The sequence below is a fragment of the Mesorhizobium sp. LNHC209A00 genome, from assembly GCF_000502915.1.
GTDB lineage: Bacteria > Pseudomonadota > Alphaproteobacteria > Rhizobiales > Rhizobiaceae > Mesorhizobium.
Genome location: NZ_AYWT01000009.1, coordinates 114,597 through 128,022, shown reverse-complemented (window position 1 = coordinate 128,022; position 13,426 = coordinate 114,597). Strand labels below are relative to the sequence as shown.

Sequence of the window (13,426 nt, the reverse complement as noted above, 5' to 3'; positions counted from 1 at the left end):
TGAGAGATCGAACGGTAGGGCGACATGAACACTAATCCGTCGGGCAACGGAGAATTCGGGCAAAGGCCGGCGAACACCGGGCCAATCGTGCCGAAGACGGCCAGCGAAGCCTTGCGGCCGGAAGCCGGAACACCGCCGCCGAAACGCTCGCGCGCTTCGCGCAGCCAGGTCGTCGTGTTCATGAACTTCGTCCTCTCCGCGGTGATGCTGATGGTTCTGGCGGCGGGCGTGGCCCTCTATTTCGGCAAGCAGGAATTTACCGAACCCGGCCCATCCGCTAATGGCGACACTTTCCTTGTCAAGCCCAGCACCGGGGTCCAGGACATTGCCGACCAGCTCGAGCGCCGCGGACTGATCAGCGACGCCCGCGTGTTCCGCCTCGGCGTGCGTGCCTTCGGCAACGATTCCGCGCTCAAGGCCGGTGAGTACGAGATCAAGCCCAGGGCATCCATGCGCGACATCATGGAACTGCTGAAGAGCGGCAAGTCGGTGATGTATTCGCTGACTATTCCCGAGGGGCTGACGGTCGAGCAGGCCTTGCAGCGCATCGCCGACGAACCCGCTTTGAGCGGCGATATGCCGGCGAAGACGCCCCCCGAGGGCAGCCTTGCCACCGACACGCTACGCTTCACGCGTGGCGCAACGCGTCAGCAGATGGTCGACAAGCTGCTCGCCGATCAGAAGAAACTGGTCGATGAGGTGTGGCAGCGGCGCGCGCCGGATCTGCCGCTGGCCAGTGTCGAGGACTTTGTCACCCTGGCCTCGATCGTCGAGAAGGAAACCGGCAAGGGCGATGAACGCTCACGCGTGGCCGCCGTCTTCCTGAACCGGTTGGCCAAGGGCATGCGTCTACAGTCCGATCCGACCATCATCTACGGTCTGTTTGGCGGCAAGGGCAAGCCGGCGGATCGCCCGATCTATCAGTCCGACATCCAGAAGCAGACGCCTTACAACACCTATGTGATCAGCGGCTTGCCGCCGACACCGATCGCCAATCCGGGCCGCGCGGCCCTTGAGGCCGTGGCCAATCCGTCGAAGACCGAAGATCTCTATTTTGTCGCCGACGGCACGGGCGGTCACGTCTTTGCCTCGACACTGAACGAGCATAATGAAAACGTCGCCCGCTATCGCGCGCTGCAGAAGAAGCAGGCCGATGAGGCAGCCAAGGCTGCTGCTGCCGCCGGTACCGGCGGCAGTGCCGACAAGCCTGCTGACGACAAGCCTGCTGACGACAGGCCTGCCATTGACAGCGGCACCGATGGCGACAATGGCGATGCGGGCGGTGATGCGGGTGCGGCCCGGTAAGGCGAAGAAAAGCGTTGCCTGGAAGGCGGCGGCCTGACATTTGAAGGAACGCCAGGCGTCCGATTTCGACGTATTCGCGGAGTGATCATTTTAAGCCGCACTTGTCCCTCCGGAAAACCGGTTTCGGGGTGAGGCGCCAGGGATGTGCAGGCGACATGAATTTGCAGAGCATGACCGGTTTTGCGCGCGCCGTCGCCGAGCATGACGGCACCTCCATTGCCTGGGAAGTCAAATCCGTCAACGGCAAGAGCGTTGAGGTGCGGTTGCGGCTGCCTCAGGGGTTCGAGCGGTTGGAGCCTGTGCTTCGGCAAACGCTGCAGAAGCGTTTCGCGCGCGGCAACTTCCAGGCGACGCTGACCATCGGCCGTGCCGCCGGCGCCCAGGCGCAACCAGTGGTCGACGAGGTGTTTCTGAAAGATCTCGCCGGCCTGGCCAAGCGATTGCAGGAACAGTTCGGCGTTGCGCCCGCGACGGCTGACGGATTGCTGTCGCTGCGTGGTGTGCTCGACGTTCCCGAAACCATCGAAACCGACGAGGCGCGGGCCGCGCTCGACACCGCCATCATGGCCGCGCTCGACGTGGCGCTGAACGGCCTGGAACAGGCCCGGCAGGGCGAAGGTGCCGCACTGGCCCTGCTGTTGTCAGGTCATATCGACACCATCGAGACACTGACGCTGCGCGCGGAAGCGGACCCGTCGCGCGAGACGGTGGCGATCCGCGAACGCATCGCCGAGCAGGTCAGGCTGTTGATGGACGCATCCGCCAATCTGGATGCAAGCCGATTGCACATGGAGGCGGCGTTTCTTGCCACCAAGGCCGATATTCGCGAAGAAATCGACCGGCTGAAAACGCACGTCGCGTCTGGCCGGGCCCTGCTCGAGGGCGGCGGCGCCGTTGGCCGCAAGCTCGATTTTCTGGCACAAGAATTTAACCGTGAATCGAATACGCTGTGTTCGAAGTCGAATGCCGCCGCCGTCACCGCGATCGGGCTGGAACTGAAGGCGGTCGTCGACCAGTTTCGTGAACAGGTCCAGAATCTGGAGTAGCCGATGGTTGCCAAGGAACCGATGGTTGCCAGGGATTTGGGATCCCGCATCCGCCGCCGGGGCTTGATGCTCGTCCTGTCGTCACCATCGGGTGCCGGCAAGTCGACGATCGCGCGCAACCTTCTGGAGAGCGATTCCAGCCTCGAACTGTCGGTCTCGGTCACCACAAGGCCTCGCCGCGGCTCGGAAATCGAGGGCGTTCACTACCATTTCCGCACGATGCGCGAATTCGAGCGGCTGCGTGATTCCGACGCGCTGCTCGAGTGGGCCGAAGTGCATGGGAATTGCTATGCGACGCCGCGCGAGCCTGCCGAACTGGCGCTGGCGCAGGGACGCGACATGCTGTTCGACATCGACTGGCAGGGCGCCCAGCAGCTCAAGGAGAAGATGCGCGCCGACATCGTCTCGATCTTCATCCTGCCTCCGTCGATGAAGGAATTGAAGGCTCGGCTGAAGCGCCGCGCCGAGGATCAGGAAGCAGTGATCGAGACGCGGCTCAAGAACGCCCGCAACGAGATCGAGCACTGGAAGGAATATGACTTCGTCATCGTCAACGACGATCTAGACCGTGCTTTCGCTGAAGTGCGCGGCATCGTCGTGGCCGAGCGGCTGCGCCGCGACCGCCGGCCGGGTCTTTTCGATTTCGTATCGGGCTTGCTGGACGAGAAGACGGATTGACCGCTTTTTTCCTTCTCTCCAGACAGCCCTGCGTGAGCGGGGAGGAGAGAGCTAGACCGCATTGGTCAACCGCACGAACTCCTCGACGCTAAGCGTTTCGGCGCGTCGTGTCGGGTCGATCCCCACTCGTTCGAGCAAGGCCTCGCCGCCAAGGCTTTTCACGCTTTGCCGCAACATCTTTCGGCGTTGGCCGAAGGCGGCTTCCGTGACCCGACCGAGTTTCTTCACATCGGCGGGCAGGGGTGTCGTGCGGGGTTCGAGATGCACCACCGAAGAGGTGACCTTGGGCGGTGGCGTGAAGGCCTGAGGCGGCACGTCGAAGGCGATCCTGGCCTGCGTGCGCCAGCCGGCGAGCACACTCAGCCTGCCATAGGCGTCGCTGTCGGGCGCTGCGACGATGCGCTGGGCGACCTCGCGCTGGAACATCAAAGTCATCGAGGCATAGAAGGGCGGCCAGTCCGTGACCGTCAGCCATCGGACCAACAGTTCCGTGCCGATGTTGTATGGCAGATTGGCCACGATCCGCACCTGCCCACTATCTCCAGCCGCCGCCGCGACGAGAGCGGCGAAGTCGGTCTTCAGCGCGTCGCCCGAAATCACCTCCAGCCGGCCGGGGTAATGAGCCGAGATTTCGGCAAGCGCTGCCAGGCAGCGTTCGTCGCGTTCTATGGCGACGACCCGGCGGGCGCCGTTGGAAAGCAGCGCCCTCGTCAGCCCTCCGGGCCCAGGCCCGACCTCGATCACCGTGGCATTTGTCAGGTCGCCGGCGCTGCGCGCGATCTTGCCTGTCAAATTGAGGTCGAGCAGGAAGTTCTGCCCAAGCGCCTTTTTCGCCTGCAGTCCATGACGCTCGATGACGTCGCGCAGCGGCGGCAGCCCATCGATGCTCATCAGGCCCCGGCCTTCGCGTCGGTGTCGGCGAGTTTTCTGGCGAGCTTCAGCGCCGCGATCAGGCTGTCGGGCCGCGCAATGCCCTTGCCGGCGATGTCGAAGGCGGTGCCGTGGTCGGGCGAGGTGCGGATGAAGGGCAGCCCCAGCGTGACATTGACCGCGTCGTCGAAGGCCAGCGCCTTGGCCGGGATCAAGGCCTGATCGTGATACATGCAAAGTGCTGCGTCGTAGCCTGCTCGCGCCCGGGCATGGAACAGCGTGTCGGCGGGCAGGGGCCCGAAAGCATCGATGCCTTCGGCGCGCAGGATGTCGACCGCCGGGCGCACGACATGCTCGTCTTCCGTGCCCATGGAGCCGCCTTCGCCGGCATGCGGATTGAGGCCGGCAATGGCGAGCCGCGGCTTGGCGACACCGAAGCGGCTGGCAAGGTCGGCCGCGGTGATGCGCGCGGTAGCGACGATCAATTCGGTGCTCAGGGCCTTCGGCACCTCGGCCAGGGCGATGTGGATGGTGACGGGAACCGTGCGCAGGTCCGGGCCTGCCAGCATCATCACCGGCATCGCCTCGACGCCGCTGTGCCGAGCCGCGAGATGCGCCAGATATTCGGTGTGGCCGGGAAAAAGGAAGCCCGCATCGTAGAGCGGCTTCTTGGCAATCGGGCAGGTCACGACGGCGGCGGCCTCACCGGCAAGGCAGGCGGCGACCGCTCGGTCGATCGCTTCGACGATGCCGGCCGCATTGGCCGGGTCCGGCCGGCCGGGGCTGTCGATGAAGCGGGCCGTCAGCGGGACGATCGGCAAGGCGTGGCCAAAGACCTCGGTCGCCTGCACCGGCGTCACCTCCTCGACGGGCAGCAAAACGCCGAGGTGGCGCGCGCGTGTGGCGACCGCAGCCGGGTCGGCCAGCAGATAGAAGGGGGGCAAGCCGACATCGTCACGCGCAAGGAAGGCGGCGATGGCTATTTCAGGGCCGATACCGGATGGGTCGCCGACACTCAACGCCAGCGCGGTCATCGCGCTACCCACGTCAGCGCTTGACGATGCGGGCTTTGGCCTTCAGCTCGTCGACATATTTCTTGCTGAGATCGTCTGCGGCCTTGTCGTTGGAACCTTCGCTCTGGAACACCATCTGGGCGGTCTTGTCGTCGGACACTTCGCGCGAAGAGCAAATGCCGATGAATTCGACGCCGCGTTCGGTCTCGCGCGTAACGGTGGCGCCGCCGACCTTGGTCGCTTTGATCTGCTCGGCCCAGTCTGGCGGCAGTTGCGGTGCCAGAATCCGGCCGAGATCACGAACCGTGACGTCGATCAGGCCCTTGGCGAACTCGCGCGTCGTGTTGCAGCCGTTGAAGCGAGCGCGCATGGCGTCGGCCTCGCGCTTGCGCTTGGCCAGCGTCGCGCTGCGTTCGGCCGCGGGCACGACGAAGATGACCTGCTGCAGCATGTATTCCATGGCGCTCGGCTTGGCGCCGCCCTTGTCGAGCATGCGTCGCACCGCGTCCTGTTCGGTCACGCTGCCGCCTTCGCCGGAACGGTAGCGCGCGCTCAGGGCCTGATTCCAGGCCATCTGGGCGCGGATGAACTCCTTGAAATGATCCTTGCCGACACCGGATTTTTCCATGACGCCGTCGAGTTGGCCGAGCTGCATTTTGTTGTTGGTGGCGAAGCGCTGATAAGCGGCCTCGACCTGGGCATCGTTGATGCGGATGCCAAGCCGCCTGGCCTCGGCGAGGCGCAGCGTTTGGTCGATCATTTCCTGGCCAGCATCACCCTTTTTGCGCTGCAGCTTCAGGAAGGCGGCACGATGGGCGATATCACCGGTGGTGATCGGTATGTCGTTGACGACGTATTTGATCTCGCTGGCGAAAGCCGGCGGCGTCATGACGGTCATCGACACGGATGTCGCCGCCACAAGCAACGCGAACCCTGCTGAAAAGAGGTATTTCCTCATCCTTGGCATCCCAATTCTATTCCCGGCTCCGCCCGTTCCGTCCCCTTCCGGATGCGCGAATCCGTGCCAGCCCTATGCGGCGAAACGATGTCGCCGCCTATTGGATGGTGTCGACTCCGTTGCTCGACGAGCCGAAGTCGCCGAGGGTACGGAACGAGAGGTTGAATCCGATGCTCTGCGTCACTTCCCTGGTGTTCAGGTCACGCGACTGCGCGTACGTCATCAGATAGGTGAAGCAGGAATCGTTGTAGGCGAAGCCCACCCCGTCCTTGACCAGCAGGCCCTCCTGCAAATCGTAGGTTCCTGTCCCGAACACGCGCCAGTTCTCGGCAAGATGGGTGGATGCGCCGAGCGTGACCTCGTGACGGTCGGTGGTGAAACCGTAGAGCGGCTGGGCCTGGATGAAGGCATACTTGGCGCTCAACGACACCGGCAGGCCGGAATAGGCAGCTTTCAGCTCGGCGCGGCGGATCTCGAAGCTCTGTTCGTCGAACCGGCCGCTGACCGATGCCGCGAATCCATTGGGGCTGGTTATGCCAAACAGGCCGACATAGTCGGACTTGGTGGTCTCAAGGCCTGAATTTGCTCCGACATTGACGAGGTCGGGTGCCGCGAAGGAGTTCTCGCCGCCAATCTGATAGGATTGGCCGAAGATGGCATTGGTGCCCCAGCCATTGATGTAGGAGCCGGAATAGCGCAGCCCGACATTGGCACGCGAGCCGCCCTCGATACGGTCATAACCTGAGAACTTGTCGCGCTCGAAGAGCGTGGTCGCATCGAAAACCATGCTCTGCGCGTCTTCGTTCGGAATGGAGAGGCCGCCGACATACTGTTCGTTCGGACGCAGGAAGACCTGTGCCATCGGCTCGACAACGTGGCTCGACCCGCTGGCCAGCGAGAACAACAGGGGCCAACTCATCTCGAGCCCGGCAGTCGCCATGTAGCGGGCAAAGGACGAGCGCATGTCGTCCTGCTCGCCCAGGTTCGTCGCCATCTGGTTGATCGCGGTGAGCGAGGCCGATGACGCTCTGACATAGTCGACGTCGCCTTGCAGCGCCAGCAGCGGTGTCAACACCAGCCCGTCATCGGTGACAAAGCTCCGTTTCCACTCGGCTTCGGCGGTGAGACGGCTGGATTCGCCTTCGATACCGCGCACGCGTTGCGTACCCGAGCCGGGTACGTACGGGGTAAAGTAGGTCTCGTCGAGATCTTCGCGGCGGATGACGCGCGTATTGACGTTGAGCGACAACTGGCCGCCGGCGACCGATGTGTCGGGGATATAGGCATAGTCGAGCGAGGGCAGCACCCAGGGCTGCTGACCGCTTCGCGCGGCGGGATTGTCGTTGGGCGTATCTTCCTGGACCTCGAAATGCATGGCGCGCACGTCGAAATAATTTCGATCATTGAGGCCCGTGAGGTAGACCGAGGACTGATGGACGTACGAATTGTACTTGGCGATGTTGTAGGTATTCGAGAAGTTCTTGTCGGTCTGCAGCAACACGTCCCAGCCGAAATTCCAGCGTTCGTTGATGGCGAACTGCCCTTGCGTGCCCATCATGCCGCGGAACTTGTTCGGATCGCCCACCGCACCGGAATCGATATTGTGGCCAGCGGTCGAGGGGAACGCGGCGCCGTCGAGGAAGTCGTCCGGATTCTGCTGCTGGATCCCGGCGACCTTAAATGTGTATTCGCCGTTGTTGAAGCGCTGGCGCCATTCGGCTTCGCCAAGGAAGCCCTGCTTGGTGTAACCGCTTCCGGTCACAGTCAGATCATATGTCGGCGAAAGGGCGAAATAATAGGGAACCTTGACGCTGTACCCCAGATGGCTGTTGTAGCCGATGCTGGGGATCAGGAAGCCGCTCTTGCGCTTCACTGTGGGATCGGCGATCTCGAACGCCGGCAGGTAGGCCAGTGGAAAGCCGAAGAACTCGAAATTCGCGTTCTCGAAGCGAACCGTCTTCTTCTCACCGTTCCAGATGATCTTCCTGGCTTTGACGCGCCATGTCGGCGCCTTGTCGGGCTTGTCCTCGCAAGGTTCGCAGGCGGTGTAGACGCCATTGTGGAAGGTGGTCAGCACACCGCCCATGCGTTCGGCGCTTTCGGCGGCGAAATAGGCCTTGTCGACCGTTTCAACGCGCAGCGCGTTGACGAAACCGTCGGCGAAATCGTCGGTGATGTCGATGTGCTGCGAATTGATCTTGGTGCCGTCGCTGTTGACGATCTCGACATTGCCGCTGGCAACCATCCGCTTGGTGTTGCGGTTGTAGACGACCTTCTGGGCGACGAGGCGGTTGCCGCCATAGTCGATCTGCACGCCGCCGACGGCGGTCACGGTCTGGTTGTCGTTGTTGTATTCCAGCGTGTCAGCGGCCAGCAGCATCTGCGAACCGGATGGAACGGTGGTCGCCAAGTTGCCGACCTCCTGCGCGAAGGCCGGCAGCGGGACGCCGCAGGCAAGCAGGCACGCCAAGGCGCTCGCCGCATAAAGGCGCGCCAAATGGGCCTGCCTGTCGCTGGGCAAAAACGCCTCCCTCACTAGCCGTCTTCCTTGTATAGCAGGAAAGTCACCCCGAAGAACATAGCTACCACGACCGGCACCCAGGCGGCTATGGCTGTCGGCACGAACCCCGCCACGCCGAACGCCTTCACCAGCACCGAAACGACATAAAGCAGAAACCCGGCAACGACGCCACCCAGAATCATCGTTGCCGATTGTCCCATCCTCGCAAACCGCATTGAAACTGTTGCAGCAATCAGCGTCATGGCGACGAGCAGGAACGGCAACGCCACCAGCGAATCAAACTGCATGGCAAAGGCATTTGCCTTGAGGCCGAAGGAACGGGCAACCTCGATTTTTCCGGGCAGGTCATAGAAGGGAATTGTCTCCGGGCGCGCCAGCCGCTCCTGCACGAATTCCGGCTTCAGATTGGTCGGCACACGATCGCTCGCGACGGGCTGGATGGTGCCGTTCCTGAAGGTCTTTACATCCTGCAATTCCCAATAGCCGTCGCGCAGGTAGGCCCGTGCGGCGTCCTTGCGCTCGACGATGTTGCCTTGCTGGTCGAGGATGAAAAACACGGCATCGGCCATCTCCAGGCCCTGGTCGAGGATGGCCCGCGCGCCGATGATCGTGTCGCCGGAACTGGTTTTCTGGCGAATCCAGGGCGCGGCATCGGCTGAAACGGTATTGGACTTGCCGGAGCGCAGCTCGGTCTCGATCTGTTCGGACAAGGAGAAAGCGTGGGCGGCAAGCGGGTTGATGATCCCGACCGACACGACGCCGAACAGCAATGCGCCGATGCAGCACGGCAAAAGGAACTGCCAGGCGGAAACGCCCGCGGACCGCGCGATGACGAGTTCGTAACGTCGGTTGAGCGAAACCAGCGTCGCCATCGCCGAGAACAAGCCAACAAACGGCACCGTCTGCAGCATGATCATGGGCATTCGAAGGCCTGAAATGGCCATCGCCGTCCCATAGGTGAAGCCCGGCAGGCCAGTGGTGCGGCCCGACAATTCCGTGAAATCGATCAGGAATACCAGCGCCAGAAGGCCGATGAAGAACCAGATCGTGATCGCCACGTAACGGAAGAAGAAGTAACGGCCCAGCGTCCAGCCCATCAGCCGACTCCCTGGCCCGAGGTGTCGCGCCTGGACAAACGCGACTTGAGGGCATTCCACCCTTCACCGATGCGGCCGGCTAGGTTTGTCATCCAGTCCGCCCAGGCAACCGGCAGTTCCATGGTCCTGTTCGACACGATGAACCAGATCGCCACCGCGGAAGCCGCGATCGGTATGCCATAGACCACATAGGAATATTGCGGGACCTCGTCGGCCTTGCTCGCGGCGAAGAATCCCAGCCAGCGTACGAACAGCGATATCGCGATGGCGGTGATCAGCGGATTGACGCGCGCCTCGCGATGCGAGCGCGCGTCTCCCGCGACCGCGAGCGCGATCAGTGCGAAAACCATGGAGTATGTCCATTCTGAAAACCGCTGGTCGACCTCCGCCCGGTACTCCTGCGGACTTTGCTGGTAGTTCTTGTCGTTGGGGCTTGGATTGAGCAGGTACTGGGTGGTCTGGTCCTTTGGCAGGAGCGTTACCTGGTTGGCCGCCGACATAAAGGCCGACATGTCGAAGGCATAGGACGTGAACCGGATGACACTGAGGTCGCCTGTCAGCGTCTTGCGATGGATGACGCCGTCATTCATCATCAACACCTTTTCGCCGCCCCGCTCGATGATGCTGCCGGTCTTGGCATAATAGACGAGATTGACGCCTTCCTCACGGGAATCGGCGACGAAGATGCCACCCAGCCGGTTGTCGGGAAGCCGCTCGCCAATCTGCAGGAACAGTCCTTCCTCGATCTTGCGGAAGGTGCCTTCCTGAATGATCAGCGACAAAAGGTCGGCGCGCGACTCCGCCACCAGGGCGCGGTTCTTTTGTCGTGCATAGGGGTCGATCCCGTTGTCCACGGCGAACGAAAAGACGCTGGCGGCCAGCGCCAGCAGCATGATCGGCCGCACGATGAGCCAGCGCGAGGCACCCGATGCATTGACCACCGCGAGTTCCGAATCCGAATTCATCACGCTGAGTGTCTGCGCGACCGCCACCACGAGCGCGAAAGGTACGACGATCGGAACGATGGACGGGAGAATGAGAGACGCGACCTCGAAGAAAGTCAAAGCCGACTGGCCGCTGTCGGTGACCAGATTGATCTTGGCCAGCACCTGCGTCGTCCACACGATGGCCAGCGTCCAGACCAGCGCTGCGATGAAGACAACGAAAGTGCGGCGCATGATGTAGCGTTCAATGACCTTCATGAAGGCTTTACTCGATTTTCTCGAACGGCATCATGCCACCACGCTAAGGGTAGCTGTCCGGCCACGCCCGCACAACTGGCTCCGTTGGGCTGCATCAGGCAGGCGATCCGGTTCCCGTCCCACGTCGCGTGCCGCAGCGGGTCGGAGTGTCGGCGGCAATGGATAAGAAAGGACGAACATCGATGGTTAACAACAGGTTGCGGCATGAAGCGGGGCCGTGCCGCGACGAATCGCCTCGATTCCACGTCACATATGGGTAGCCATTTTGGCAAAGTCTTGCCAAATGCAGGAAAACGACCAAATGTCGCGGATCGCTTCAAACCGCTTCGCGCAAAGTCGCCCAATCCCCGAAAGCAGGACATGATGAACCCGAGACCGTCGATCGCCTTTGCGAAATTCGCCGCGCCCCAGGCGGCGGCGAGCAGGAAGGGCACGGTCTTCGTGCTGTCGGCGGATAATGGCGGCCTGAGCGATTCGGCCAGGGCTTACGATCCGGGCAAGACGCTGGATCGGGCTTTCCCGATCGCCGAGTTTACCGGCAAGCTCGCCGGCATCGTCGAAATCCTGGCGCCGCAAACAACGTCGCTCGACAGGTTGGTCGCGATCGGCGCCGGCAAGGTCGCTGGGCTCGACGAATATGCCTGGCTGAAGCTCGGCGGCACCGTTGCGGCATCGCTGCGCAAGGCAACCGACGTGGCCGTGGTGCTCGACCTGGCCGGCGCCTCGCCCGATGGCAAGGACGCCGCGAACCTCGCGGCGGGCATTCTTTTGCGCAGCTATTCCTTCGACAAGTACAAGACCAGGAAGGATAAGGACGACGGACAGGGGGGCGGTCAAGGGAGCGGCCAAGGGAGCGGCCAAGGGAGCGGCCAAGGGAGCGGTAAGGCCGACCCGAAAAGGCCGGTCAAGGTGACCATTCATACCGCCGATCCTGCAGGCGCCAAGAAAGCTTTCGCCGATGCCGAGGCGGTGATCGACGGTGTGCTTCTGGCGCGCGATCTCGTCAACGAACCGGCAAACGTGCTGGGACCTGTCGAGTTCGCCGCCCGCGCCAAGGAACTCGAGGCGCTCGGCGTCAGCGTCGAGATCCTGACCGAGAAGGAGATGAAGAAGCTCGGCATGGGCTCGCTGCTGGGCGTCGCGCAAGGCTCGCCCCGAGGCGCCCGCATGGCTGTCATGCAATGGAACGGTGGCAAGCCCAAGGACAGGCCTGTCGCCTTCGTCGGGAAGGGTGTCACATTCGACACCGGAGGCAATTCGATCAAGCCGGCCTCGGGCATGGAGGATATGAAGGGCGACATGGGCGGGGCTGCCGCCGTGACCGGGTTGATGCATGCGCTCGCCGCGCGCAGGGCCAAGGCCAATGTCGTCGGCATCATCGGTCTTGTCGAAAACGCCGTCGACGGTCATGCCCAGCGCCCCGGCGATATCGTCACCTCCATGTCGGGACAGACCATCGAGGTGCTCAACACCGACGCGGAGGGGCGCCTCGTTCTGGCCGACGCGCTGTGGTACTGCAACGACCGCTTCCAGCCAAAATTCATGGTCAACCTGGCAACGCTGACCGGCGCCATCATGGTTGCGCTCGGCCTGCATTATGCCGGCCTGTTCTCCAATGACGACGAACTGGCGCAAAGGCTGACCGCGGCCGGACACTCAACGCAGGAACGGCTGTGGCGCATGCCGCTCGGCGCCGAATACGACAAGCTGATCGATTCCAAGAACGCCGACATGAAGAACATCGGCGGCCGCTACGGCGGCGCGATCATTGCCGCGCAGTTCCTGCAGCGCTTTGTCAAGGACACGCCCTGGGCGCATCTCGATATTGCCGGGACCGCGATGGGCTCGCCGTTGAATGAGATCAATCAGTCCTGGGGTTCGGGTTTCGGTGTTCGGCTGCTGGACCGGCTGGTGCGTGATCACTACGAGAGCTGACGTTCATCCATGGCCGATGTGCTGTTCTACCATCTGACCGAATCGACGTTGGAGGATGCGCTGCCGGGCCTGCTCGAGCGCAGTGTCGATCGCGGCTGGCGCGCCGTGGTGCAGACCGGCACCGAGGAGCGGCGCGACGCGCTCGACCAGCATCTGTGGACTTTCCGCGACGATTCCTTCCTGGCGCACGCGACTGATCGCGAAGCTTACCCCGGTGAACAGCCAATCCTGTTGACCACCGGCGACGGCAATCCCAACCAAGCCAAGATCAGGTTCCTCATAGACGGCGCGGCGCCGCCCGACCTCGGCGGCTATGAGCGTGCGGTGTTCCTGTTCGACGGCCATGACGCGGCCCAGGTCGAGATGGCCCGGGCGCATTGGAAGACGATGAAGGACGCGGGCCACGCCGTGACCTACTGGCAGCAAACCGCGGACCGCCGCTGGGAGCGCAAGGCGTAGGGCAACCCACGGAAAGTGTGGACCTATCCCGGGAAAAGCGCGCAGCGCTTCGCGTGGCGAATTGCACAAGAACGAAGCGAGAAACGAACAACAGCTCCAGCCCGGCGGCTTTCGCATGACAGTTCTAAAGCCTTGCCCTGATCCGGTTCTGTTTCCCGGTGGCGTAGTTGCCGTATTCAACTTCATGGACTCGTCCGACCGGTTCCGATGCGAGCTCCTGAAAACGTGCCACTCGCCATCAGGCGACTTGCGCTTGTAGATCGCCTTGCCGGTCTGGCGATGCAAAAACAAGAACGGAGCAGGCGAAGGGGCAACCAGCCTTGCGGCAGACATCGACTTCGC

General features: G+C 62.8%; 11 protein-coding genes and 1 pseudogene. 5 read left to right on the top strand and 7 right to left on the bottom strand.

Annotated elements, in window-relative coordinates:
- Window positions 1–24: 24 nt before the first annotated feature.
- The 3 genes from mltG to gmk all read left to right on the top strand — a co-directional run bounded on the left by mltG (window position 25) and on the right by gmk (window position 3,029).
- Window positions 25–1,305, top strand: a complete 1,281-nt coding sequence (mltG, locus tag X739_RS144875; protein WP_023795295.1) for an endolytic transglycosylase MltG — start codon at window positions 25–27, stop codon at window positions 1,303–1,305.
- Window positions 1,306–1,460: 155 nt separating this feature from the next.
- Window positions 1,461–2,351 carry a YicC/YloC family endoribonuclease gene (locus X739_RS144880; protein WP_023795294.1) on the top strand — a complete coding sequence of 297 codons (891 nt, stop codon included), beginning with the start codon at window positions 1,461–1,463 and terminating at the stop codon, window positions 2,349–2,351.
- A 21-nt stretch (window positions 2,352–2,372) separates the two neighbouring features.
- On the top strand, window positions 2,373–3,029 hold the full coding sequence (gene gmk, locus X739_RS144885) for a guanylate kinase (protein ID WP_023773399.1): 657 nt from the start codon (window positions 2,373–2,375) through the stop codon (window positions 3,027–3,029).
- A gap of 51 nt (window positions 3,030–3,080) precedes the next feature.
- Here gmk and rsmA read toward each other — a convergent pair whose 3' ends face one another.
- From rsmA to lptF, 6 genes are all read right to left on the bottom strand, one after another.
- Window positions 3,081–3,920 (bottom strand): 16S rRNA (adenine(1518)-N(6)/adenine(1519)-N(6))-dimethyltransferase RsmA, encoded by an 840-nt coding sequence (rsmA, locus tag X739_RS144890; protein WP_023782892.1) that lies wholly within the window; start codon window positions 3,918–3,920, stop codon window positions 3,081–3,083.
- Window positions 3,920–4,933: a 4-hydroxythreonine-4-phosphate dehydrogenase PdxA gene (gene pdxA, locus X739_RS144895; protein ID WP_023782893.1), complete on the bottom strand. Its 1,014-nt coding sequence runs from the start codon at window positions 4,931–4,933 to the stop codon at window positions 3,920–3,922. Before pdxA ends, rsmA begins: the two co-directional genes overlap by 1 nt.
- A 13-nt stretch (window positions 4,934–4,946) precedes the next feature.
- The gene (locus tag X739_RS144900; RefSeq protein WP_023773401.1) at window positions 4,947–5,879 is read right to left on the bottom strand and encodes a peptidylprolyl isomerase; all 933 of its coding nucleotides are present in this window, start codon (window positions 5,877–5,879) and stop codon (window positions 4,947–4,949) included.
- Window positions 5,880–5,967: 88 nt separating this feature from the next.
- Window positions 5,968–8,406 (bottom strand): LPS-assembly protein LptD, encoded by a 2,439-nt coding sequence (locus X739_RS144905; protein WP_023795293.1) that lies wholly within the window; start codon window positions 8,404–8,406, stop codon window positions 5,968–5,970.
- Complete coding sequence (lptG, locus tag X739_RS144910) at window positions 8,406–9,491, bottom strand: LPS export ABC transporter permease LptG (RefSeq protein ID WP_023795292.1); 1,086 nt, start codon at window positions 9,489–9,491, stop codon at window positions 8,406–8,408. Before lptG ends, X739_RS144905 begins: the two co-directional genes overlap by 1 nt.
- A complete protein-coding gene (gene lptF, locus X739_RS144915) occupies window positions 9,488–10,690 on the bottom strand; it encodes an LPS export ABC transporter permease LptF (protein ID WP_023795291.1) in 1,203 nt (400 codons plus the stop codon). Before lptF ends, lptG begins: the two co-directional genes overlap by 4 nt.
- A 363-nt stretch (window positions 10,691–11,053) precedes the next feature.
- Between lptF and X739_RS144920 the strand changes: the two genes are divergently transcribed.
- Both X739_RS144920 and X739_RS144925 read left to right on the top strand, forming a co-directional pair.
- Window positions 11,054–12,625, top strand: a complete 1,572-nt coding sequence (locus X739_RS144920; protein ID WP_023795290.1) for a leucyl aminopeptidase — start codon at window positions 11,054–11,056, stop codon at window positions 12,623–12,625.
- A 9-nt stretch (window positions 12,626–12,634) separates the two neighbouring features.
- Window positions 12,635–13,084: a DNA polymerase III subunit chi gene (locus tag X739_RS144925; RefSeq protein WP_023773406.1), complete on the top strand. Its 450-nt coding sequence runs from the start codon at window positions 12,635–12,637 to the stop codon at window positions 13,082–13,084.
- Between the two features lie 228 nt (window positions 13,085–13,312).
- On the opposite strand, the pseudogene X739_RS1000000170655 reads toward X739_RS144925, so the two are convergent.
- A pseudogene (locus X739_RS1000000170655) lies at window positions 13,313–13,417 on the bottom strand (hypothetical protein); the annotation flags it as partial.
- Between the last annotated feature and the right edge of the window lie 9 nt (window positions 13,418–13,426).